The sequence below is a fragment of the Gardnerella sp. DNF01198P genome (genome assembly GCF_049244165.1).
Classification (GTDB): Bacteria; Actinomycetota; Actinomycetes; order Actinomycetales; family Bifidobacteriaceae; genus Bifidobacterium; species Bifidobacterium swidsinskii.
On the sequence record NZ_CP058382.1, the window covers coordinates 1,617,551 to 1,642,030 of the forward strand.

Annotated in this window: 16 protein-coding genes, 1 tRNA gene and 1 pseudogene; 4 read left to right on the plus strand and 14 right to left on the minus strand. The window is 43.0% G+C overall.

What is annotated here, in order from left to right; genetic code table 11:
- Positions 1 to 8 precede the first annotated feature (8 nt).
- From HXT44_RS06725 to tgt, 12 genes and pseudogenes are all read right to left on the minus strand, one after another.
- A complete protein-coding gene (locus HXT44_RS06725; RefSeq protein WP_064622138.1) occupies positions 9 to 1,928 on the minus strand; it encodes an alpha-glucosidase in 1,920 nt (639 codons plus the stop codon).
- Between the two features lie 214 nt (positions 1,929 to 2,142).
- On the minus strand, positions 2,143 to 3,111 hold the full coding sequence (locus tag HXT44_RS06730) for a ketopantoate reductase family protein (RefSeq protein WP_064621534.1): 969 nt from the start codon (positions 3,109 to 3,111) through the stop codon (positions 2,143 to 2,145).
- Between the two features lie 242 nt (positions 3,112 to 3,353).
- On the minus strand, positions 3,354 to 4,400 hold the full coding sequence (locus HXT44_RS06735) for a ribokinase (protein ID WP_421783226.1): 1,047 nt from the start codon (positions 4,398 to 4,400) through the stop codon (positions 3,354 to 3,356).
- A 46-nt stretch (positions 4,401 to 4,446) separates the two neighbouring features.
- Positions 4,447 to 4,842 carry a D-ribose pyranase gene (gene rbsD / locus HXT44_RS06740; RefSeq protein WP_004109421.1) on the minus strand — a complete coding sequence of 132 codons (396 nt, stop codon included), beginning with the start codon at positions 4,840 to 4,842 and terminating at the stop codon, positions 4,447 to 4,449.
- Positions 4,843 to 5,136: 294 nt separating this feature from the next.
- A pseudogene (locus HXT44_RS06745) lies at positions 5,137 to 6,076 on the minus strand (D-ribose ABC transporter substrate-binding protein).
- 263 nt (positions 6,077 to 6,339) lie between these two features.
- A complete protein-coding gene (locus tag HXT44_RS06750; RefSeq protein ID WP_004109423.1) occupies positions 6,340 to 7,341 on the minus strand; it encodes an ABC transporter permease in 1,002 nt (333 codons plus the stop codon).
- 171 nt (positions 7,342 to 7,512) lie between these two features.
- Positions 7,513 to 9,006, minus strand: a complete 1,494-nt coding sequence (locus tag HXT44_RS06755; RefSeq protein WP_033888531.1) for a sugar ABC transporter ATP-binding protein — start codon at positions 9,004 to 9,006, stop codon at positions 7,513 to 7,515.
- A gap of 216 nt (positions 9,007 to 9,222) precedes the next feature.
- Entirely contained in the window at positions 9,223 to 10,233 is a 1,011-nt protein-coding gene (locus HXT44_RS06760) for a LacI family DNA-binding transcriptional regulator (RefSeq protein ID WP_004109425.1), read from the minus strand.
- Positions 10,234 to 10,622: 389 nt separating this feature from the next.
- Positions 10,623 to 11,084, minus strand: a complete 462-nt coding sequence (locus HXT44_RS06765; protein WP_064622043.1) for a nucleoside deaminase — start codon at positions 11,082 to 11,084, stop codon at positions 10,623 to 10,625.
- A 74-nt stretch (positions 11,085 to 11,158) separates the two neighbouring features.
- Positions 11,159 to 11,929 carry an alpha/beta hydrolase gene (locus HXT44_RS06770; RefSeq protein WP_004109429.1) on the minus strand — a complete coding sequence of 257 codons (771 nt, stop codon included), beginning with the start codon at positions 11,927 to 11,929 and terminating at the stop codon, positions 11,159 to 11,161.
- A gap of 146 nt (positions 11,930 to 12,075) precedes the next feature.
- Positions 12,076 to 12,158: transfer RNA gene (locus HXT44_RS06775), tRNA-Leu, on the minus strand.
- A gap of 75 nt (positions 12,159 to 12,233) precedes the next feature.
- Complete coding sequence (gene tgt, locus HXT44_RS06780) at positions 12,234 to 13,559, minus strand: tRNA guanosine(34) transglycosylase Tgt (protein WP_004109431.1); 1,326 nt, start codon at positions 13,557 to 13,559, stop codon at positions 12,234 to 12,236.
- A 185-nt stretch (positions 13,560 to 13,744) separates the two neighbouring features.
- Between tgt and HXT44_RS06785 the strand changes: the two genes are divergently transcribed.
- On the plus strand, positions 13,745 to 15,538 hold the full coding sequence (locus HXT44_RS06785) for a S1C family serine protease (protein WP_004109433.1): 1,794 nt from the start codon (positions 13,745 to 13,747) through the stop codon (positions 15,536 to 15,538).
- A gap of 135 nt (positions 15,539 to 15,673) precedes the next feature.
- Here the strand turns inward: HXT44_RS06785 and HXT44_RS06790 are convergent, their stop codons facing one another.
- Positions 15,674 to 17,479, minus strand: coding sequence for a hypothetical protein (locus tag HXT44_RS06790; RefSeq protein WP_102704531.1), 1,806 nt, complete (start codon positions 17,477 to 17,479; stop codon positions 15,674 to 15,676).
- Between the two features lie 130 nt (positions 17,480 to 17,609).
- Positions 17,610 to 18,605, minus strand: coding sequence for a 23S rRNA (guanosine(2251)-2'-O)-methyltransferase RlmB (rlmB, locus tag HXT44_RS06795; RefSeq protein ID WP_064621762.1), 996 nt, complete (start codon positions 18,603 to 18,605; stop codon positions 17,610 to 17,612).
- A gap of 226 nt (positions 18,606 to 18,831) precedes the next feature.
- Here rlmB and HXT44_RS06800 point away from each other — a divergent pair, with 226 nt between their 5' ends.
- The 3 genes from HXT44_RS06800 (at position 18,832) to trpB (ending at position 24,460) form a co-directional block, all read left to right on the plus strand.
- Positions 18,832 to 21,822 carry a cation-translocating P-type ATPase gene (locus tag HXT44_RS06800; protein ID WP_064621761.1) on the plus strand — a complete coding sequence of 997 codons (2,991 nt, stop codon included), beginning with the start codon at positions 18,832 to 18,834 and terminating at the stop codon, positions 21,820 to 21,822.
- A 287-nt stretch (positions 21,823 to 22,109) separates the two neighbouring features.
- Positions 22,110 to 22,691: a dCTP deaminase gene (dcd, locus tag HXT44_RS06805; RefSeq protein ID WP_004109442.1), complete on the plus strand. Its 582-nt coding sequence runs from the start codon at positions 22,110 to 22,112 to the stop codon at positions 22,689 to 22,691.
- Between the two features lie 575 nt (positions 22,692 to 23,266).
- Entirely contained in the window at positions 23,267 to 24,460 is a 1,194-nt protein-coding gene (gene trpB / locus HXT44_RS06810; RefSeq protein WP_064621760.1) for a tryptophan synthase subunit beta, read from the plus strand.
- Positions 24,461 to 24,480: the final 20 nt, after the last annotated feature.

Here is a 24,480-nt window from a genome sequence, read left to right on the forward strand (position 1 = left end):
TATTAAAACTATTGCAAAGTAACAGCTATACCTTCCCAAGGCGCAAGCGTACCGTTTTTAAGCGATGTAAGCGCGTGATTCACGTCGTAGGTTGTAACCATTACGTCACGCCCCACAAAAGCGTTAGAGGCGCGATTTTGCAATAATTGCGCGCTCTGCGTAGGGATAGGCACAGTTGAGTCAGTCATATTAACCATTACGAGCATGCGTTCTGTAGATTCCGCGGAATTTGCAGCAGATTCCGCAGCAGTCTCTGCAGAATCTTCCTGCTTTTCGCAACCAGATTTAAGCTCGCGCACAAAAGCATACACGCACTCGTCATCTGCATCAACCAAATCCCAAGAACCAGCAGAAACAATCGTCTCCGAATGACGAAGCGCAATCAAATACTTATAGAAAGCGTAAACGGAATCTGAATCTTCCATCTGCTCTGCTGCGTTAATATCCACATAATTAGGATTCACACTAATCCACGGCTCTGCGTTATTTACCGACTGAACATTAAAAGGCATGAATCCCGCGTATTTAGAAGCATTCCACTGCATTGGAGTTCGAGAATTGTCGCGGCCGCGCTTTGCGAGCGCATCCATCATCGACTCAGCAGACTGAATATGCGCTTTTTCTACGCGCTGCTTAAACATATTCAACGCTTCCAAATCGCGATACTGCTCGAGACGCGTAAAGTGCGCGTTAGTCATACCAATTTCCTCGCCTTGGTACACGTAAGGCGTGCCGCGGTGCATGTGAAGAAGCATGGCAATCGCCTTAGCAGAGCGCACGCGCATCTCCTCGCTAGCCTCACTACCCCAGCGAGAAAGCGCACGCGGCTGATCGTGATTATTAAAGAACAGGCTCGCCCAACCAGCATCCGCTACCGCTTGTTGCTGCTCTGCCATCACGCTCTTTAATGCCGTAAGCTTTAGCGGCACAGGATTCCACTTAGTACCGTTTTCGCAATCGATATCCACATGATTGAACAGGAATAACATGTCAAGTTCGCTGTGAGCAGGGTCAGTAATATAAGTATTACGGTGCGGAGAAATTCCCGGAGCCTCGCCAACAGTAAGATAACCTTCGCGACCGTCGAAAACTTCTGCACGCATCTCACGCAAGAATTCGTCTAAACGAGGACCGTCCGAGCAGAACGGGAATGGCGAAGAATAGCCGTCAGCACCAGCTGGCAAATCTTCAATTTGGCAGCCATCTTCACCCGGCAAACGACCTTCAGAATCAACATGCTTGGAAATTTGCGTAATCACATCCATGCGGAAGCCATCAATTCCGCGATCCATCCACCAATTCATCATCTTGTACACGGCAGCGCGAACAGCAGGATTTTCCCAATTCAAATCTGGCTGCTTTGGTGAATACTGGTGAAGGAAGTATTCTCCGCGCTTCGGATCGTAAGTCCACGCGGAACCGCCGAAATACGAACCCCACTTATTCGGCTCCGCACCCGGCTCACCAGGCACACAACCTTCACGCGCAGGCCTCCACCAATACCAATCAGCGTAATCACTAGAAGCATCTCTTGAAGCCTGGAACCAAGCGTGCTCGTCAGAAGTGTGATTTACTACTAAATCCATCACGACTTTAAGACCGCGCTCGTGAGCTCCAGCCAGCAGCTCGTCCATATCTTCCAAAGTTCCGAAAAGCGGATCAATATCTTGATAGTCGGAAATATCGTAACCGTTATCGTCTTGTGGGGACTTGTAAACAGGGCTGAGCCAGAGCACGTCAACGCCTAAATCAGCCAAATAATCAAGGCGAGAAGTAATTCCCTTCAAATCTCCAATGCCGTCACCGTTCGTGTCCTGGAAGCTTCGCGGATAAATCTGATACACTACTGCATTCGCCCACCAAGGGTTTGGAGTAGCGCCGTTCGTGCGCACGGATTCTGGCAAGTTTGCTCTGTCAAAAGTAGTCATTTAATCCCCATTAATTTACATTGATAAGTATTTTTATTGCAGTTTTATTTATTACAAATAATTCTATTTACTTAATAATATTTATGATTTTAGACTCTAAACTTTATCATCATACTAGATGTTACGCGCGGATAATAAAAAGCGGCCCGCAGTAAAAACCGCGAGCCGCGCCTCCTTCTCATTCATTGCAAGAGCTATAGGGATACTCTCTAAATTATTGCTGATTATGAAGTTTGAACGCGAGTTCTGCCAAATGAACTCCATGCGTTAAGAATTCGTGAGTGCGGCAAACGTAATCATTTTCGCGACCGAGCTTCGCTATGTAACCATTAATGTAATCGACTTCAGTCTTTCGTCCGCGACTCATATCTTGGTACATAGAAGGATAGTGCAGAGGATTTGCAACGCGACTTACGTAATCGATAGCCTCTAGCTCCTGCTGACGCGTATTAACCATACGAATTCCGGCACGATCGCACACGTCGTACGCTTCGTTAATAAGCTGTTGAGCCATATCCATAGCCCCAGGGTACGAAATAAACTGACCCATTTGAATCTGATACATTGTGCACAAAGTGTTAACTACGGAATTGAAAACTACCTTCGCCATGCACGTACCCTTGAAATCTTCCGTAATAGTAGGATTCAATCCGGCAGCTTTAAAGTCGTCTCGCATAGCAAGCTCAACGTCACTCACCTGCTCGTTCAACGCGCACATATTCATAGTTCCAACGCCAACTTTACCAATAAAATCAACGTCGCCCGGACCGTTCAAAACGGTTGCAATCATGGCAGTTCCGCCGTAAATATGATCATCCGGGAAGTACTGCTGCAACTTTTCAAAATGACCCCAGCCATTCATAGCAGCAAACACTACCTGATGCTCTTTAAACAAATGCTTACAACGCTCCAACATTTCCGCAAGCTGCATTTGCTTCATAAACACAATCCACACGTCTGGATCGCCATCATAATCTTCAGGCGTATACATATTAATCGGTACCAAATGACGGTTTTCATGGTCACGGCTCACCATTACGCCGCCTTGCTCGCGAACTTTATTCACATTCTCATCCCAGGCATCAATGAAATCAACATGAATGCCAGCCGTTTCCTGCAACAAAACGCCATAGCGATATCCCATAGCTCCCGAACCGATCATTGCATATTTCATGCCACTCATAGTGACACCTCCTTTTAGGTAAAAATGTGCTTAGGCGAAATTCGTGCATACATGAAAATTCGTCGAAGCGACTGTAAATATAGTAAAAAGCAGTAAGGCTGATTGTAGTGACTAAAATCAGCCAACTGCTTTTTGGTTTTTATAGCATATTACACAGTTTTAGAAGAATGTCAAAATTCTGTACATCGGCAAGGCGCGAACGTCAACTGAATATACTTACAATTTATGCATGCATCACCTACTTACAAGTGAAAAAATTGACGAATTTGAGCAACTGTACCGTAAGAAGCTTGGGCACCAAATCCAGTAGCAGCATATGCCGCTACATAAGAAGCGAGTGACGCTGCATCAACCAACCGCATATCCACAGACAAACACGCAAGCACAGTACCCATAAAAGCATCGCCACAACCCGTAGTATCAACGGCATTGACATGCTGAGCCATAATTCGATGCACCGAATTATCAGCATAATCCAAAACCATAGACCCACGTGAGCCAAGTGTTACTATTGCCTCATTAAAGCCAAACTCATGCATTGCATGAAGCGTATGCTTCCAATCAAATGAATCCCAATCACCGCTATCTGGTTCTGAAATATGCAATAGCTGTGCCATTTCATGCTCATTGACCAGTAAGATATCTGCAGATCGTATAAGATCTTGCGGTAATGTATCCAAAAAAGGCGAATTATTAAGCAAAACTTTTACGCCATGTTCATGCGCTAAGCGAGCGCACATCGTAACCGATTCTAATGGACTTTCCAAGCAAAGCCCTAATACTTTTGCATTAGTAATAGCAGCTTGCACAGATGGCGACTGAATATAATCAATATCAACTTGCGAGTTAGACCCAGGCGCATAAACAATAGTATTTTCGCCACTTTGCGCATCCACTGTAATCACTGTTGCGCCACTGTTGCAATTGGGTACATGACGTACATACGTCGTATCAACACCAGATTCTCGCAAAGCACCAGTAAGAAAATCAGCATTAGCATCATCACCTACAGCACCGAAGATACATACGTGCGCACCAAGCTTTGCAGCAGATACTGCCTGATTACCTGACTTGCCTCCAGGCAGTATTCGTATTTCGTTACCTTTAATGGTCTCACCAGGCATAGGAAGACGATTAGCAACAATAGTATAATCCGCATTCATAGAACCAACTATCGCTACAGTAGGCATCTTCATATTTCGTAACGCAGGCAATGTCTCATGTTGCAAAGCCACGTTAACAGGCTGAATGACTTTAATCTTTTCTAAACTCTCTAACGAGTCAAGCATATGATAACTACACATAATTCTCCCTAAATATTGCGCAAAACAAAGCTTAGAATGGAACGCCACAACGCAGCAACACGTTAGAATACGGAGTAGTCTCACCCGTTCGAATCACGAATTTAGCTTGCGAAACAAGAGCCTTAAACCCTCGTTCGCCATCATGCGGCACATAAGTCAATGGCACACCAAGCAAATCCTTGATCCATGTTTCTGGAACATCATCACAAGCTTCTTCCGCCATAATACCAGACTCAAGAACAAGATCATCCTTTATTGATGCAAGCACATCAGGAAATCGCGGTATTCCAAAAACCAAAGCTAAATCAATAACTTCTACGCCCGCTGGGACAGGCAAGCCACAGTCAGAAACAACAAATTGATCCTTATGCCTCAATTTTGCAATAGCAGCTGCTAATTGTGCGTTCAAGATACCATGAGTTAACATAATTCACCCCATATCGTGGCTCATGAAAGTGACATCAACAATGATCATCACCTTCATAACAAGTGCGCCACCACGAACATATATGATAAAAAATCTTATTAAGAAAACAATGGCGTTGAGAACACTAAAGCATACGGTATTAATAAATTTTACTGTTGCGATTATTTTCACGAAAGCATCATGAATGCTCTCAACACCATATAAATTTTGCATTAGCTATATTAATCCATAAAACTACTCAACATAAACTTTAATGTTTATATACAGAATTACATAGTTTTATGCAAATATGTATTACTCAAAATCACCCACATTCTTTACTGTCACTGTTTTCACAGTAATTGGTTCAGTCTTTGGAACACTTTGCCCCTTAATAGCTTTTACAGCAGCAGCAACGGCAGAACGACCAAGTTCCTTTGGCTGCTGAGCAATTGTTCCAGCCATTGTGCCGGCCTTAATAGCTTTCATACCGTCAGCAGTGCCATCGAAACCGACTACTCTAATTTCTTTACCAGCTTTAGCTCCTAATGCTTGAATGGCACCTAATGCCATCTCGTCATTTTCGGCGTAAATGCCGGTTGCATTCGGGTGCGATTGCAACAAATTAGTAGCCACATTTAATGCTTCAGCACGGTCAAAGTTAGCAGTTTGTTCTGCTACAACTTTAATATTTGAATATTTCTTAATACGATCTTTGAATCCTTTGCCACGGTCGCGAGTAGAAGCCGCTCCAGGAATACCTTGCAAAACCAAAACTTCACCCTTTTCGCCCATACTATTAGCTAGCGTGGTCAGCAGCCTGAGCACCACCAGCAACGTTATCGGAAGCAATATGCGAAGTAACTTTTTCACCAGTTACAGAACGGTCAACAGAAATCACAGGCAAGTTCGCGCTTAGCAACGGGGCAACTGCAGGACCAGCAGCATCAGAATCTACAGGGTTAATAATAACAGCTTTTGCACCTTGTGATTGAGCATTCTGCGCTTGATCCTGCTGCTTTGCAGAATCATTCTGAGCGTCGGAAACTTGCAAATCAACACCAAGTTTCTTTGCTTCAGCTTGGGCACCATCACGCAAATCCACAAAGAACGGATTGTTCAAAGTAGAAACTAACAATGCGACTTTATCGCCACCATTAGTACTACCACATGCACTCATGCTGACAATAAGTGCAGATGCTGCTGCAACCGCGCAAGCAATCTTTACGCCTCGACGCATAATTGGATAATTCATCATATCTCCTTTGATTATTGCCCTGTGCTACCGCAAGTTTTAGTTCGATAAATCCACAATGTTGCAGTGACATAAGGCTGATGTTTCACCATCTCTTTACCTTATTGTTACGTAGTTTTGAGTTATAAAGTTCAGTTATAATATTCCAAATCGTCTCAATTCTTGCTGAAAATATTGATTACTCGCCACTTACGAATCAACATTTGCAAGATTCACCTCCTTCCTACGAGAAGATCAAGTTTATAAAAAGTATTAATTTGCTGTCAGTGCGTATCTTCCTTGCGGCGCAAAGTGTCAAGGCTCACAGCAAAGGCAATAACCAAACCAATAACTACTTGCTGCCAGAAGGAGGAAACATTCAAAATATTCAAGCCATTACGAATTACAGCCAGCAAAATTGCTCCTACGAAAGTGCCAGAAATCTTACCTTTACCGCCCGAAAGCGAAGCACCACCGATAACAACAGAAGCAATAGCATCCATTTCATAGCCAGCGGCAGCCTGAGGCTGAGCGGAATGTAAACGACCGGCAATAACTAAACCAGCGATGGCAGCGAAAATACCGGAAAAAACAAACACCATAATTTGCGTTTTATGAATATTGATACCAGAAAGGCGAGAAGCCTCCATATTTCCACCAACAGCATACATAGAACGACCAGTAGTGGTGAAGTTCAGTATTACTGCAGCAATAACACCCATGATAATCATCATCACAATTGGCATTGGAATACCTAATATCTTGGCACCAAAGAAATTCACCATGCCAGAAGTGGAAATAGGACGACCGTCTGAAACAACAAGGGTAAGTCCACGCGCAACAGACATCATTGCCAATGTAGCAATAAACGACGGTAACTTAAGAAAAGCGTTTGCAACACCTGAAATAAGACCAAAAAGCGCACCGGTTACTATGCCTACAACAACAGTTAACACTGGTGGCAAACCCATAGAAACGCCTGTATACGCAACCAACATACTAGAAATTGCAGCCACCGCACCTACTGACAAATCAATACCAGCGGACACGATAACAAAGGTTTGACCGAATGCCAAAATAGCAACTGTCGCAGCTTGAATACCCACATTGAGAATATTCACACTTGTCAAAAATGCTGGCGTGGCGCACGAAAGCGCAGCACACAAGATAATCAAGCCGATAAGAGCGCCATTGCGTGATGCAAACTTTTTCGCTGCAGGCAAAAATCCTTTATCAACTGCACCGTATCCCAAATGCTCAGATTTTGCACTACTCGTAGCAGCCATAATTTATACTCCTTTAACAAATTTTGCTATAACTCACTGCACTGCTGTGTGCAATAAATTGTTGTATGCAAGTTTTACGTTTGATTGGTAACTTTAATTTTTAAGATTTCAATATGGCTCATGTATCAGTTTCATATTGAAAGCAGTAAGGTTTTACTCATTCCTGTATGCTCAAATACCAGATGTATTAAGGTGAGTCACTGCAAGTTCCATCACACTTTCCTGCGTAGCCTCGCTTGCAGCTAATTCACCGCTGATTCTGCCGTTCGACATCACCAATACGCGATCTGACATGCCAAGCACTTCAGGCAAATCTGAGGATGCCATCAGCACAGCACCTCCATTTTCTACGATACTGTTAATCAACTCGTAAATTTCTACACGAGCACCAACATCAACACCACGAGTAGGCTCATCCAGCAATAGCACTTTCACGTTCGCCATAGACCATTTGCCGAACACGATTTTTTGTTGATTACCGCCAGATAGCGAACCAGCGAGTTGATCAATGTTTGCCATACGAATACGCAATTTTTTTGCAGTTTCTTCCTCGCGAGTACGCTGCCCTTTCAAATCCGCAAATCCTGCATGTGCTGTAGGAACTAATGTAGAAATTCCCAAATTTTCTGCAACAGATGCTTCAAGAATCAACCCTTGTACTCGACGATCTTCTGGGACTAAACCAAGACCAGCTGCGATGCTTCCTGCAATATTCGCTTTTGCAATAGATTTACCATCAACAGTTATTGAACCTGAATCATAACTATCTGCACCAAATATTGCACGAAGAACTTCGGTACGACCAGCACCTACCAAACCTGCAAGACCCACAACTTCGCCAGCATGAACGCTGAAGGATACATTTTCTAACGTACCTTTTCGCGTTAAGCCTTCTACTTTTAGCAGCTCTTTGCCTTGACTACGTTTGCCATGAGGGAATTGATTTGTAATATCACGACCTACCATGAGTTTTACAAGTTCCTTCTCAGGAACTTGCGCATCAACAGTATCGACATATTTGCCATCGCGAAGTACGGTTACAACATCACCAATACGCGCAATTTCATCTAAATGATGAGAAATAAACACCATTCCAACATTTTTGGATTTTAAATCTTCCATAATGTTAAATAACTGTTCACATTCTGGTTTTGTTAGAGCAGCTGTTGGTTCATCAAGAATAAGGATAGATGCATGCTGCATAAGTGCTTTGGCTATTTCTACCATCTGTTGACGAGCTACACCAAGTTGTCCCATTGGCTTATTGACATCTTCATCTAAACCGATAACTTGCAATGCAGATTCCGCACGAGCACGCATCGTCGCGCGACTAACAAAACCAGCTTTCGTAGGAAGCATACCAAGGAACAAATTTTCCATAATAGAAAGTTCTGGCACCAAATTTAACTCTTGGTGAATCACAGCAATGCCCAATTTGCGAGCAGTATCCACATTAGGAATTCGCGCTGTTTCACCATTGATCTCAATATGACCTTTATCTGGCTGATAAATGCCGCTCATCATCTTAATAACTGTTGACTTGCCCGCACCATTTTCACCAAGGAGAACATGCACTTCACCTGGTTTTACTGTTACAGACACATTGTCAACTACCGTAGAATTACCGAATATTTTCGATACTCCTACTAGCGATAGTTCCGTCATGTCTTACCTCTTTCTTCGCTACAGCACCACTGCTGCCACGAAAATGCAATAAATTACGCTACATTACGCTTGTACTTTGGATGAGAATTATGCCGCAATGTGCATGCAAAAACGTAACAACAACGGTACGCTCAGGTGATTGCTGCACACGCTTACAAAGTCACGGTACAAAAATCAATAACAATAGTGTCAAGCTATAGAATAACAGCCTTACAGCTACGCATTTCCTAACGATTCACGCGGAATATACATAGTTTCTACTCGCTGCGATTGAACATCAACATTATGTTCTAACATATCCAAAAAAAGTGCAGCACTAGTACGACCAATGCGCTGAACTTGTTGCGAAATAGTAGAAATACGCGGCGTTGCTAAGCGGAATATTTCAACATCATCAAACGAGATAAGTGAAATGTCACTGCCTATCACTAATCCTTCACGAGCCATTACATCCATCACTCGCAGCGCATCTGGCGAATAACCGACAATAAGTGCTTTTACACCAACGCTAATCATGCGATGCAACACGCTAGCGCATGAGGATTGTTCAAATCCCGTAGATTCTACAAATACATGTTCTTCGCCAAATATCTCCGAAGCCACTGTACGAAATACTTGTTCACGTTCTTGCAGTGACGGTGAAGCGATAATTGGACCCGACACGTAGCCAACTGAGCAAAAACCATGTTGTTTAACATCCAATAATGCTTCACGAATACCTTGCTCTGGATCCGAATCCACAACTGGCACATGCGTCAAATCGCCAGTCCGAGACTCCACATGTCGATCCATAAACATAAGTGGAAGATGCTGCTCCATCAACATTCTCATAGCATCAGTTTCCTCACCTTGAGGCACAATAATCGCACCATCAATGCGTTGAGAAAGAATACTTGTAATGAATGAATCTTGACGAGCTGCACTCTCAGAAGATGTTCCAATAAACGCACAATAGCCGGCATCAAACAACGAGTCTTGCACAGTATACGCAAGCTCAGCAAAATACGCATTGCGTATATCTGGCACAAGTAGCCCCACTGTCTTAGTACGAGATGACCGCATCGCCTGAGCGCGAGAATCTGGTATATAACCTAGTTCCGCAACTGCACGCTCAACTTTCGCCTTAGTGTTTGCCGATATACGACCCGTATTATTCAATGCGCGAGAAACAGTTGATACTGATATACCAGCACGTTGCGCAACATCGCGAATCGTAATGTACGACATGACACCTCCAGCTCATCTCTTATGCTCAACCAGTGTTAACAATTTTGCACTGTTATCGATATGTTTTGATTTTAGCTTGTACTCCATGTTTTATACTACGTTTTTCTATATACTCCTCTCGTTGGAGAAAAACAGCACTATGCAACCATGCATAAGAGCCTCTGTGCAATCTTATTCTCAATGAGCAGCTTCATCAGCGCTGAATAGAATCCGCAATTGAGATAACGTTCCCACAATTGTCGGTTTCTTCAACTTACCTCATGCGGTAACGTTACCGCAACTATAACATTTTGCTAGAATGAACACAAGGGGAACACGCTAAAAATTACTTTTCATGCACTGCGTTATCTTGAATTAAACGCAACATTAAAAAATAATGCAACACTTATCTAACGTTGATGCGCAAAAAAGTTTCGCAAGGGTTGAGCACACTCAGATTCGCATACTGAACCAATGACTTCCGGACGTGAGCCAACATGAGGATCTCGCAAAATATCCCATACAGAACCACACGCACCAAGTTTGGCATCCCACGCCCCGAAAATCACGCGTTTAAGGCGCGTTTGCAGCACAGCTCCAGCACACATAGGGCAAGGTTCAAGAGTTACTACCAGAGTACAGTCAGATAGATTCCAAGATTTACGCGAGGTAGCAGCATCTTTCATAGCAAGCACTTCAGCATGAGCCAAAGGATCAGCGCTCTGCTCTCGCATATTTGCGCCTTTGCCAATAATATTACCGCTACCATCAAGCACAACTGCTCCAACTGGGACTTCGCCTGCAGAAGCAGACTCTCGAGCCAAATTCAAGGCTTGATTCATTGCAAATACTATCTCATCGCGCATATTCATGAAATCACTTTACAAATTAATTTACAGATTAAGAAAAAACAAAATCGAATAAATTTACATAAATCTAAGTAAATTTACATAAGCCCAGAAGAAATATCGTGAGTTACGAACCACTTGCGAATATCGCCAATTTCGTTCATATCAACAGCGTGATCCAACCCGCGATAACGACGTTCTTCAAGCCAAGTGTGCTCCTCAAGCCACGCTGCAGCAGCCGAGAATTCGTAAGGAGGAATCACGCCATCCTCTAATCCGTAGCCGAAAAATACAGGAGTATTACGCTCAGCTAAATCGTTATCTTGTAATGCGATTTCTTCCGAGGAAGCAGGAACACTAGGCGCTATGAACCCGGAAAGCGAAACGGCCGCACGGTAGCGCGAAGGATTCAAACGCAAAACGTGCACCGCGAGCGCAGCGCCTTGCGAAAAACCAAATGGCACAATGTCGCGATTCGCTGGAATATTTTCATGCACCCATTCGTCAATTGCTACAGCAGCAGCATACATATCGTAATCTAAATCTTCTCGCTGCGGCACAGCATCGTGGAACCAACTGTAAGCGCCTTCTGCCAGCTTAAGTGGAGCACGTAAAGCGATTGCATCATTATATGGTGCAACTACTCGCAACAAATCCAATAAATCTTCCTCGTTAGAACCCCAACCGTGAAGGAGCAAAAGCAGCGGATGCGTTGGATGAGCTGAAGCATTCCCTTGCGAATACTGTGCATTCATAACTTTTAAAGGCTCACCAAAACGACCCGGCACAACGTGAGATTCGCGACCAATATGTGGATCGTAAGAATTGTCACCTACATTATTGATATTTAGTTCATCGTTAGTGTTCATTACATCACCGTCGCTTGTAATAAATAAAAGTTTGTACAATACTCGCACTTTTTTGCATTGCAGTTGCAATATAGTTGCCTTATATTTGCACAAAAGGCCAGAATAGTAAGAGGCAAAGCCCTTGCAATTCCAGCCTTTTTAACTAGTGCGAACGGCGGGACTTGAACCCGCACGAGCATACGCTCACTGCCACCTGAAGACAGCGCGTCTACCATTCCGCCACGTTCGCATACAAAGTGCAAGGCTATCATATTTAACATAAATTCGCAATATTTAACCTAGCATTTTGCGCTCAAAACTACTCTCAGCCTTTAGAACCGTTTTCGTAATAGTGTGCAAGAGTCTCATCGCGGAACTCTTCAAAATATCCGCCGTCAATAGAAGCTCGAATATCGTCGAGCAGCTTCACAAAGAAACGCTCATTATGAATGGTTGCAAGCGTAAATCCATTCATTTCACTAGCGCGCAACAAATGATCCACATACATTCTGGAATAATGCGTGCAAGTGTAGCAATCGCAGCCTTCTTCAAGCGGACGCTGATCATGCTTAAACTCTGCACGTTTTACGTTGTAGCGACCATGACGAGTAAAAATTGCTCCGTTTCTTCCGCAGCGAGCTGGAGCCACGCAGTCGAAAGTATCTCCGCCGTTTTCAACGCAAGCAAAAATATCATCCACGGCTGCAATACCAAGCACGTGGCGTGGGCGATTTTCCGGCATAGCATCGCAAATCCAAGCGCAAGTATCACCAATAATTCGCTTCTCAATAGCGCCACCAATGCCTACGCCATCAAAATCTAAAGAAGCAATCTGCTCGGCCGCATGCCTACGCAAATCCTCATAATTAGCACCCTGCACAACGCCATACAATGCTTGATACGGCTTGCCTACACGCTCCTCGGTTAAACGCTGATGCTCTGCAACACAACGCTTTGCCCAGCGGAAAGTGCGCTCTACAGATTCCTCTTGATATCGGCGAGTATTCATCAAAGTAGTAAGCTCGTCGAAAGAAAACATAATATCCGCGCCCAGCTTATGCTGGATTCCCATAGAAATTTCAGCACTAAAACGGTGCTTAGCTCCGTTAAGAGGAGACTTAAAAGTTACGCCATCCTCGTCAACAAAAGCCATACGCTCCTTACCGGCTGCAATAACATCATCCGACTTCATGCCAGTAACGTCCATTGCAAGGGTCTTCTTAAAACCAGCACCCAAAGAAAGAACCTGAAAACCGCCAGAATCCGTAAAGGTTGGCTTATCCCAGTTCATAAACTTTCCCAATCCGCCAGCTTCGTCAAGAACATCCGCGCCAGGACGTTCGTACAAATGAAAAGCGTTTGAAAGCATGCACTGAGCGCCCAAATCCTTAATGCTTTCTGGCAACACTGCCTTCATTGCAGCTTGCGTTGCAACAGGTACAAATGCTGGGGTCTGAATATCTCCGTGAGGCGTGTGAATTACGCCGGTGCGCCCATAGCGAGCACCGTCACGACCTTTACCTTCAGCAGTATTGGAAAGTCGCGTTTTAGTTGTAAACGAAAATTCTTTGCGGTCACCAGGCTTCCCAGGCTCAGCTCCGCGTGGATGTTCAAGAAGACTTGTCATAGCATTTACTTTATTAGAAGGCATGACGAGTATAAATAAAAAACACACACAATTTATATTTTTCTGTGACAATATCCAAATTAATTTGCAAAATTTATGAAATTTACAAGGCAAATTATTTAAAAAATTATAAAAAAACATACTATCTCTTACATAGATAATGGCATGGTTTATTATGGTGTGTTAAGAGTCTTTTGTAAGGAGGATGAATGGCTGACGATATGTATGGTGCAAATCAGCAGGAATCCAATGAAACTGCAAATAATGGATATTACGAGCAGCAGGAACAACCGACGCAACCAGCACAACCAACGCAAACAACGCAACCAGCACAAACATATAGCCCAGCTCCTGAATTCGGAGCTTACGGCCCAACAAATAACGAAAATGAAGTTGGTACAAACACTACACAGTATCCAGCTAACAATTACGCCGTAAACCAAAATAACGATGCGGATAATACAAATATCAACAATGCTCCTACGCAATACATTGGATCACAAAATTACTACGGAAATAATAATTTTAACGGCTTCGGAAATCCGTATAATTACGGCACAGACAATAATTCTTACCCAAATAATGAAGTTGGCAATCAAACACCAGCGCAACAGAATTTTAACAATAATGCAAGTAACGAAGAAAATGAAAATATAGCAAAAACAAGCATTATTAGCACAAATGCAGCAAATACAAACGACACAAACAAAAAAGGTAACAAAAGAAAAACAAAAAGCTCTTCGTCAACTGCTTTTGTTGCCATTTTATCCTCCGCAATTTCTGCAATAGTTTGCGTAGTTGTAGTTCTATTTGTAATCTCGCAAGGTCTTATTTCAATTCCACAAAGCGGCTCTTTCGCAAACATCGGCTCTCATTCTTCTGGCCCTGGGACCGCAGTAGTTAAAGGCGGACAATCTCCGGATTGGCAAGGAGTTGCAAAAAATGTTTCCGGAGCCGTTGTTTCTATACAAACTCGTTTAGAGAAAGGCATGGGGAAGGGTTCTGGAGCAATTATTGATTCAAAAGGTTATGTTGTAACAAACAATCACGTAATTGCTAATGCAAAAGAAATTCAAGTAACCCTTTCTAATGGTCAAATTTATTCAGCTACATTAGTCGGAGCAGATAAAACTACTGATTTGGCAGTACTTAAATTAGACAATTCACCAAATAATTTAAAGACAGTCCAATTTGCAGATTCTAATCTGCTTTCCGTTGGCGAACCGGTTATGGCAATCGGAAATCCGCTTGGATATGACGATACAGCTACCACAGGCATTGTTTCGGCTTTAAATCGTCCAGTATCAGTTATGGACGACCAAAGCCGCTCTGAAATTGTAACTAATGCAGTACAAATTGATGCAGCTATTAATCCAGGAAATTCAGGCGGCCCAACTTTTAACGCTGCCGGAAAGGTCATAGGTATTAATTCTTCTATTGCAGCGACATCAGCTCAAGGGGAGACTACAGGATCTATCGGCATCGGCTTTGCAATTCCAGCAAATCTGGTGAAACGAGTAGTTACAGAAATTATTAAGAATGGTTCTGTAAAGCACGTAGCACTAGGGATCATGATTAAAAGCACAGCAGTTGAGTCCGAAGGAATTACTCGCGGAGGAGCTCAAATTGTTTCTGTCAATCAAGGAAGCCCTGCTGAAAAAGCCGGACTCAAAGCCAATGACACTATTGTTGCCTTTGACGATAAGCCTGTATCCAATAATTACGCACTCCTCGGGTATGTGAGAGCAACAGCGTTCAATCAAAAAGCTACGCTCACAATAGTTCGTAACGGCAACACACTTAAGTTGCAAGTTACATTCAACCAAGAAGAAACTGCTGTTAATGGCACAAATAAGCAAGAAAAGAAATTAAAGAAAAACCAAAAGAAGCCTGGTAAAAAACGCGGAAGTAACTCGTACGATGGTGACGATGACGATTTACAACAACGTGGAGATGACGATGGTGACGATGGTGGAATATTTGATCCATTCGGTTTCTGGTAAATAAAACCGCATGTTCTACTATTAAAAAGTAAGACACTGTAATAAAAATGCCCCTAAATAAGTTAGTTAACTTACGCAGGGGCATTTTCATAATGTAATTAAATATATTTAAATATAATTATATAAATGCGCTAATTATTTTTTGCGCTCATATACAATAATTCTTCCTTCTGAGACTCCTGCTTTCCAAGATGATTTTGTTTTAGCAATAGTATGCTCAGTATAATGGTCGATATTGTAGTTTAAATACACAAAATAATACCAAGGCTTATCTGATTCTGTGACAAAGAATTTAGGTTCTTTCTTTGCTTTGCAAGCACCCATTTCATTTGATGCCTGTTCTTGAGATGGCTGCTCATTTGTAATAAACGAGCTATTCTTATAACTGCAATCAATAAGATTCTTCGAGAAATAAGGATTTGCTGTAATAAGCTGCCACGAATATTGATGAATATCTTCAAATTCAGGAACAATAACATTACCTTGTTTATCCGTTTTTTCATCTTGATGTAGCCAAGACGTTACGAATCGCATGTTTTCAGCATGATTTTGCTTAATAAATTGCGCAAGTGCGCGCGAACCTGAATAGTCGAATCGAATATCGTTAACGCAAGAATACCCGTTCCAAATCAAGCTTGGGGATAATAAAACAACAATAATAATGCCAGCAATAACTTTGCTTCCGGCAGATTTACTTGCAGATTTACTATTGCTATTTTCAGCTTTATTTGCAGCTTTGAACAACCTAAAAATAATCGCCGGAATATCTTTAGATTCCAGTGGCTTACGCGCAATACACATCCAAAGTTGAGATACGAAGAATGCAAAAACGATTCCTGCGTGATGCAAAGTGAAATATTGCGTGGCAATTGCCGCAAAAGTCAAGTAAGGAAGTATCAAAGAAACAAGCATGCCTCTTCGATAAGCGATTCTTACAGCGAAAGACCATATTAAAATCGAAATAATAACGCAAATAATCGCGGAAGGTACGCTTAGCATAAGTCTACGTAAAGAAACATCGCCAGCAAATTGAGTGAACATACTTTCTGATGGCATAACGAAAATAAATGACAAGAATTGTATAAGAGGAGAATTTCCGTCGAATGTTTCACGCGATGCGAAAGCGTTAGCAGCAGGCCAAATGCAAATAATGCTTGCAATTCCAACTAAAGCAAGGATTATCCAGCTTACTAATCTGTTAGTGTTAGAGACTATTTCAGCGAAAGCTTTTTTAATTCCTGCAGATTTTACAACTCTCCAAATCCACGCAAAAGCAAAACCTGCTGCTAAAGCAATGCCATAAGCACTGATTGCACATAAAAGTACAAGACTCAAAGCGAGTTTCCAAGTATCAGAAGGCTTAGAATCAGATCGTTTCCAATAATGTGCAACCATAAACAAAGCCGCGCAAAGAAGAGCATACGGGCGTGAAGTAACGCCATATTGGAAGCACAAAAAATACGTAAACGGAAGCAAAAACACAGCCAATTTACTAAAAGGCGCGCGGAAAATAAGCCAGCCACCCAAAAGCGCAGTGCATAGAAGTTGCACGCCTTTAAGACCAATTTCGTATGGAACTCCTGTTTTTGCAGGTATGGAAAGAAGCAAAGTCCAAAGCGGCGGATGGCCTTCATAATGTGGTCGAAGAGTTAACAAATCAGCAAACGAAGAATCGCGTGCAATAAGCCAACTTTGAGCTTCATCAAACCAAGGCTCGTGGAAGCACATAACTGCTACGACGACAGATAGGTATGCAATAAAAATAAGCGAACGAGCATTCTTTACGAACCATAATTTATTTGTTGTTTTTAAAGTTTTTGTCACATTTAAAGTTTTTTTTGTTTTTGACGTACTTGTGTTCGTATTTGTACCTGTATTTGTAACAGTATTTTCGTTCATAAGTGTTTTATTTTCTTCTATAGTATTTTCGCTAATATGCATATTTCTATTTAATTATTTCTTTCAAAATTGCGTAAGTACTAAACTTCAGCAAATCCAAAGCCCCAACCAAATAAAATCACGCTAACACCGTAACAATACAGTGCAAGCGTGATTTTAAAGTTTGAAAATTTCAGTTTTGATTCAATGCAGCCAAACGACGAGCGTTAGCAACAGCGTACAAACTGATGCCTGCTGCAACAGAAGCGTTAAGAGATTCAACCGCGCTAGAAATTGGGATTCCAGCAATAGCATCGCACGCTTCTCTCGTAAGGCGACTCATGCCCTTACCTTCAGAGCCGAGCACAACAACTAACGGATCAGTTTCAAAGCCAGTTTCTCCAACAAGCTTATCGCCGCCGCCATCAAGACCAATTGCATACCATCCGCGCTCTCGCAAACCTTGAATTGCCTTATTTAAATTAACAACTCTAGCAACTGGCAAATGAGCTGCAGCACCAGCAGAAACCTTCCAAGCAGCAGCAGTTACGGAAGCACTTCTGCGCTCAGGCAAAATCACACCATTAGCACCGAAAGCTGCTGCAGAACGAATAACAGCACCCAAATTTTGAGGATCCGTAACGCCATCCAAAGCAATAAACAATGGTCGAGCATTAATGCGAGCAGAATCTGAATCAGCAGCTTCCATTGCGCGCGCCTTCTTTTCCGCTCGTTCAACCAATTCTTGCAAAGAGTGATACTGGTAAGGCTGAACTTTCAAAATAATGCCCTGATGATTCGTACTATGCGCAATACGATCCATTTCAAGGCGATCCGCTTCAAGCAAACGCAAACCCTGCATGCCTGCTAACTTCACGATTTCGCGCGTGCGATCGTCATGCTCAATGCGATTAGCCACATACAATTGAGTGCTTGGAACTCCAACTCTTAACGCCTCTAAAGCAGCATTGCGACCAATTACCAACTCATCTGAATCGCTACCAAGCTTATCCACTCTGCGGCGCGCAGCCAAACGCGGATCTGCAAATGTGCGCTTAATAGCAGCTTTCTTAGCAAAATAAGCTTTGTGATACACGCGATCTTCAGCCTTCGGAGTAGGACCTTTTCCGCGCAAAGCATTGCGATGTTTTCCACCCGACCCCTTGGTCGGCCCTTTTTTCGTAGTCATACTCCTATTCTCACATGCCCCCAAGGCATTGTTTAATAGCTTTCTGAAGCTGGCAAAGTCTGCTGATTCTAAGCTCGGCGCGTTGTATGGCATAATAGAACGGTACTTAATTGTTGCAAACTATTGCAATATTCCACAACCGCGCAATAGTTACAATACGAAGCGCTAAAAATAGCGTTAGCATTGCGATTATTGACTACTCCGCGGCACTCCCAAGGGGGAAGATATGGTTGATCACGCTCTTGATCAATCCAATAAAACAGCTGACTCTTCAGCTAATAGCAAAGATCCATCATTGTGCGATGTTCAGCAAGTAGCTAAATCACTTAACGTAGATATTACATGCGGTTTAAGCTCTGAGGAAGCTGCAAAAAGACTTAATCAATTCGGCCCAAATGCACTTGCTGCTGCTCCTAAAATTCCAGCATGGAAACGGTTCCTTGATCAATTTAAAGATCCGCTCGTTTACTTGCTTATTGCAGCAACTATTATTTCTGCAATTGCGTGGTTTGTTGAGCGCGCACAACATAAAGGAAACAGCGGTGGAGAGATTCTGCCGTTTGATTCAATCGTAATTATCATTATTTTGATTGCAAACGCAGTGCTTGGCTACATTCAAGAGTCGCGAGCAGAAGAAGCAGTCGAAGCTTTAGCTAGAATGAGTGCTCCGCAAACTTCAGTTTTGCGCGATGGTAGCGTGGTGCGCATTAATACTGCAGAAGTTGTGCCAGGCGATATCTTAGTGCTTGGCGAAGGAGATGCCGTGTCTGCAGACGGTCGACTTATAGCAGCGGCTTCATTACGCGTAGCTGAGGCAAGTCTTACAGGCGAATCTGTTGCAGTAAGCAAACGTCCGAATACGCTTTCGTCTGCAAAAGCTTTAGGCGATCGCACAAATATGGTTTTCAACGGAACTGCTGTTACGCAAGGAACCGGTCGCGCTGTAGTCACCTCTACAGGTATGCGCACACAAGTTGGCAAAATCGCGGATATGCTTTCAAAATCAGATGACGAAGCAACACCTCTCGAGAAAGAAATGGTACACGTTTCTAAAGTTCTTGGAATTGCGGTGTGCATTATTGCAGCTGTTGTTCTTGCTTCCATGTGGCTGATTGAAGGCTTCCACAGTATTCAAGATATTATTGATTCTCTGCTGCTTTCTGTTTCCCTAGCTGTTGCTGCTGTTCCAGAAGGTTTAGCTGCGATTTTGACAGTAGTTCTTGCGCTTGGCGTGCAACGAATGGTGAAGCATCATGCTGTTGTAAAAAAGCTTTCATCCGTGGAAACACTTGGTTCTGCTTCTGTTATTTGCTCCGATAAAACAGGCACCTTAACTCGAAACGAGATGACTGTTGAACGCGTAGTAACACCTAGCGGCGAAGTTCAGCTTACAGGAAGCGGCTACAAGCCTGAAGGACGCATGATATTAATTGGTTCTGCGGACGCAGATTTAGCAGTACCGCAAAATCTTGCTACAGAAGTATTAGGCGCGTTAGGCTCCGGATGTTTGGCTAACGACGGCGATTTACATTATGACGAAACTACTAAAAGTTGGCAGCCAGTTGGAGACCCTACAGAAGTTTCGCTAGTAGTAGCAGCTCGTAAAACAAAAGCGGACAAACGTTACGCTCATTTGACTCGAGTTGCGGAAGTACCTTTTACTTCTGAACGCAAACGTATGTCTGTTGTTGTTAAAGATGGTTCGGATTCTGGAAATCTGATTGTTTGCGCTAAGGGCGCTCCGGACGTGTTGCTTTCTTATTGCACGCGTATTGCAGTAGCTGGTGCCGTGCGTCCGCTTACTGACGGCGATCGCGAAGATATTTTAGCAACTGTTGAACGTCTTTCTGGAGAAGCCTACCGCACGCTTGGAATGGCTTATAGGCCGCTTGGAGTCGATAGTCTTTCAAAAGTTGATGGCATGGTTTCTAACGCTGCAGGTCAAATCGCGGACGTTGCGGAACAAAGTGACGTACTAGAATCTGATTTGATTTGGAATGGTATGGTTGGAATTATTGATCCTCCGCGAATTGAAGTTCGAGATAGTGTAGCTCAAGCTCATCGCGCTGGAATCCGTACTGTTATGATTACAGGCGACCATCCTCTTACGGCTACGCGTATTGCTCGAGATCTTGGAATTATTGGAAAAGATGAGCATGCACTTACAGGCGACGAACTTGACGAATTGCTTTCACGCAACGACGATAATATTGCTTTTGATGAAGCTATCAGTAAAACTAGCGTGTACGCGCGAGTAGCCCCTGAGCACAAGTTAGCTATCGTTTCTTCGCTTCAACGTCAAGGAAACATTGTTGCTATGACTGGTGACGGCGTAAACGATGCTCCAGCCGTAAAGTCTGCCGATATTGGCGTTGCTATGGGCATTACTGGTACAGAAGTAACTAAAGAGTCTGCCAAGATGATTTTGGCTGACGATAACTTCTCTACAATTGTTGCAGCAGTGCGCGAAGGTCGCGGAATTTTCGACAATATTCGTAAATTCTTGCGATACTTGCTCAGTTCTAACGTTGGCGAAGTTTGTACTGTTTTCGGCGGCGTTGTTTTCGCTGGCGCACTGGGAATTACACAGCCAAACTCTGTTGGTGTAACTTTGCCTTTGCTTGCAACTCAGCTTTTGTGGATTAACTTGCTTACGGATGCAGCTCCTGCACTCGCGATGGGCGTTGATCCGCAAACTGACGACGTAATGGATCGAAAGCCCCGAAAGCTTACCGATAGCGTTATTGACCGACGAATGTGGGGAGATATTGTATTTATCGGCATAATCATGGCTGCTATTACGTTAATCGGTATGGATATGCATTTGGCAGGCGGATTCTTTACAGACCGTTCTGTTGGAATTATGGATCACGCTGCTCAGCTTACTCACGCTCGCACAATGGGCTTTACAATTCTTGTGTTTGCGCAAATGCTGAATGCGTTAGCATCTCGTTCAGACTCACAAAGCGTATTTGTAGGCTTATTTGCAAATCGTTGGCTTTGGGGTGCTATAGCAGTTTCTGTTGTGCTCCAGTTGGCTGTAATTTACATACCGTTCTTGAATGAGCCATTTGGCACTGTTCCTTTGAGCGTAACGGAATGGTTCGAGTGCCTCGGTCTTTCAATGGTCGTGTTAATTGCTTCCGAATTGCGTAAATGCGTGCTTCGTTTCATTGCAAAACGTAAAGCAGCAAACGCCTTAACTATTGCCGCTTAATAAAATACATTATTAAGCTGTTTTACAAATACGCGGTACAGTACGTAGTTTTCTTACATAACCTACGTTTCTGTGCCGCGTTTTGTGTTTTTATTTTCTATAAAATTTTTTGCTGATTGCTCATGAATATTTATTTGTTTTCAGGAAATAGCTTGCAGAATACTCACAGACCGCGGCACGCGCTACAATTGTGCGTATTGTATTTTTCGCGCAAAATAGCAATAAATATTTCGTGCGAACAATGAAGTTACTGATGTATAAGCTTTATTGCAAGGAGATTTGACGTCATGCTGTTGTCTGATCACGACATTCTCAAAGCTCATGATGAGGGTCATATTGATTTGACCCCATGGACCCCGGAAATGGTACAGCCTGCGTCGATTGACGTGCGCCTCGACCGTTTTTTCCGCTTATTTAACAACCATGCTTACACGTATGTTGATCCTGCAGAAAATCAGGGTGAACTTACAGAACAGTTCGAGGTAGCTCCTGACGAGCCATGGATTCTTCATCCTGGAGAGTTCGCACTCGGCGCTACGTGGGAGTATGTAAAACTTGACGCTACTATTGCTGCACGTTTGGAAGGCAAAAGCTCGCTTGGTCGTCTTGGTATTTTGACACATTCCACAGCTGGCTTCATTGATCCAGGTTTTGAAGGTCATATTACTTTGGAGCTTTCAAACGTTAGCACTTTGCCAGTTAAACTTTGGCCTGGCATGAAGATTGGTCAAATGTGTTTCTTCCAGTTAAGCTCACCATGTGAAAACCCATACGGTTCAGCCGTTAACGGATCGCACTATCAAGGTCAGCGCGGTCCAACTCCGTCACGTTCGTATGAGCATTTCTATCGCGCTGATTTAAGCGAATAATATTTTTAGAAAAATGATTCCGTTTTTAGAAAAGTAATTCCTAAAATAGCAAGATTTAGAAGAAAAGTAGATAATTCTCAGGTAATTATCAGTTAGCGTTACTGTTCTGCTCAGAATAGTGTGATTATATAATATTGTCGACAAAAAGACAGGTGCAGAGCACCTAAAACTTATTCTTTTCTTCTCTCCTTTATTTCCCCGGCGCATAGACGCCGGGGTTAAATTTTTTCTGCACGAAACGCCGAATTAACACTAAAAGGTTGACATTGTCACAGCTAAGGCTAAACTTGTGCAACAAGATTGGAGGTTGATGAACATGAATACTCGTTTCTGGCGCAGCTGGCGTAGTTAAAAGCGAGTTCACATATCGGTGTGGGCTTGCTGATTTTAAACAATCAACGGGGCTATGCCGGATTCATCATCAACATTATTTGAGCTGAATGGCATATAAGCTGCCATCCAGCTTTTTTGTTATCTGAGCACACGCCCTTCAAATTTACAAAATAATCGACATAAAAATAATAAAGAACAAACTTAATGCCGATTTCCTCGGCACGCACAAGAAGGGCAAAATTATGGTAAACGCAGTTGAACAAAATATGTATTACGGTGAATTTGGCGGACAGTACGTACCAGATATGATTCGTCCAGCACTCGACGCAGTAGCAGCAGCTTACTTACAATACAAAGACGATTCAGAGTTCCGCAATGAATTAGCTGGATTATTAAAAGATTACGACGGTCGCGAAACACCTTTATACTATGCTGAATCTTTCACAAAATATTTAGGCGGCGCAAAAGTATATTTAAAGCGCGAAGATTTAAACCATCTCGGCGCTCACAAAATGAATAATGTTCTCGGACAAATTTTACTCGCTCAGCGCATGGGTAAAAAGCGCATTATCGCTGAAACCGGAGCCGGTCAGCATGGCGTTGCCACTGCTGCTGCAGCAGCACGATTCGGCATGGAATGCGAAATTTTTATGGGCGCACTTGATTGCGAACGCCAAAAACTTAACGTTTTTAGAATGACTTTGCTCGGTGCAAAAGTTCATGCTGTTCAAGAAGGCACAAAAACTTTAAAAGATGCTGTAACTGCAGCATTTATGGATTATGCACAGCACTTGGATGATACCTTCTACATCGTTGGTTCCGCAGTGGGACCTTACCCTTATCCACAAATGGTTCGCGATTTTCAAAGCGTTATTAGCAAAGAGTCGAGAAGGCAAATCCTAGAAAAGGAAGGCAGATTGCCGAATGCTGTAATTGCTTGCATTGGTGGCGGTTCTAATGCAATTGGTTCTTTTGCAGCATATATTGATGATCTGTCTGTACGATTGATTGGTGCTGAAGGCGCAGGTAAAGGCGCTGATACTCCTCAAAATGCTGCTACTATGACGAATGGAAAAGTTGGCATTACGGATGGCATGAAAACTTATGTTCTTATGGATGATGACGGTAACGAGCTTCCAGCCTACTCTATTTCTGCGGGATTGGATTACCCTGGAGTCGGCCCAGAACACTCATATTTAAAGGATTCTGGTCGCGCAGAATACTACGCAATCACTGATGATGAAGCAGTTCAAGCTTTTCGCGCACTTTCTAGAGTTGAAGGAATCATCCCAGCTTTGGAAAGCTCACATGCAATAGCACAAGCTATGAAGATGGTTCCAAAGATGAGTAAGGATGACATTGTTTTAGTAACAGTTTCCGGCCGTGGAGATAAGGATGTGAATCAAGTAGCACGCTATCTTGGAATTGAATTATAAATCATTAATTTAGCAACAAA

Bases quoted from the DNA above. Each gene is read 5' to 3' on its own strand.
- HXT44_RS06725 (WP_064622138.1), bottom strand. From the start codon at position 1,928: ATGACTACTTTTGACAGAGCAAACTTGCCAGAATCCGTGCGCACGAAC.
- HXT44_RS06730 (WP_064621534.1), bottom strand. From the start codon at position 3,111: ATGAGTGGCATGAAATATGCAATGATCGGTTCGGGAGCTATGGGATAT.
- HXT44_RS06735 (WP_421783226.1), bottom strand. From the start codon at position 4,400: ATGCTTGACTCGTTAGAGAGTTTAGAAAAGATTAAAGTCATTCAGCCT.
- rbsD (WP_004109421.1), bottom strand. From the start codon at position 4,842: ATGTTAACTCATGGTATCTTGAACGCACAATTAGCAGCTGCTATTGCA.
- HXT44_RS06750 (WP_004109423.1), bottom strand. From the start codon at position 7,341: ATGGCTGCTACGAGTAGTGCAAAATCTGAGCATTTGGGATACGGTGCA.
- HXT44_RS06755 (WP_033888531.1), bottom strand. From the start codon at position 9,006: ATGACGGAACTATCGCTAGTAGGAGTATCGAAAATATTCGGTAATTCT.
- HXT44_RS06760 (WP_004109425.1), bottom strand. From the start codon at position 10,233: ATGTCGTACATTACGATTCGCGATGTTGCGCAACGTGCTGGTATATCA.
- HXT44_RS06765 (WP_064622043.1), bottom strand. From the start codon at position 11,084: ATGAATATGCGCGATGAGATAGTATTTGCAATGAATCAAGCCTTGAAT.
- HXT44_RS06770 (WP_004109429.1), bottom strand. From the start codon at position 11,929: ATGAACACTAACGATGAACTAAATATCAATAATGTAGGTGACAATTCT.
- tgt (WP_004109431.1), bottom strand. From the start codon at position 13,559: ATGCCTTCTAATAAAGTAAATGCTATGACAAGTCTTCTTGAACATCCA.
- HXT44_RS06785 (WP_004109433.1), top strand. From the start codon at position 13,745: ATGGCTGACGATATGTATGGTGCAAATCAGCAGGAATCCAATGAAACT.
- HXT44_RS06790 (WP_102704531.1), bottom strand. From the start codon at position 17,479: ATGCATATTAGCGAAAATACTATAGAAGAAAATAAAACACTTATGAAC.
- rlmB (WP_064621762.1), bottom strand. From the start codon at position 18,605: ATGACTACGAAAAAAGGGCCGACCAAGGGGTCGGGTGGAAAACATCGC.
- HXT44_RS06800 (WP_064621761.1), top strand. From the start codon at position 18,832: ATGGTTGATCACGCTCTTGATCAATCCAATAAAACAGCTGACTCTTCA.
- dcd (WP_004109442.1), top strand. From the start codon at position 22,110: ATGCTGTTGTCTGATCACGACATTCTCAAAGCTCATGATGAGGGTCAT.
- trpB (WP_064621760.1), top strand. From the start codon at position 23,267: ATGGTAAACGCAGTTGAACAAAATATGTATTACGGTGAATTTGGCGGA.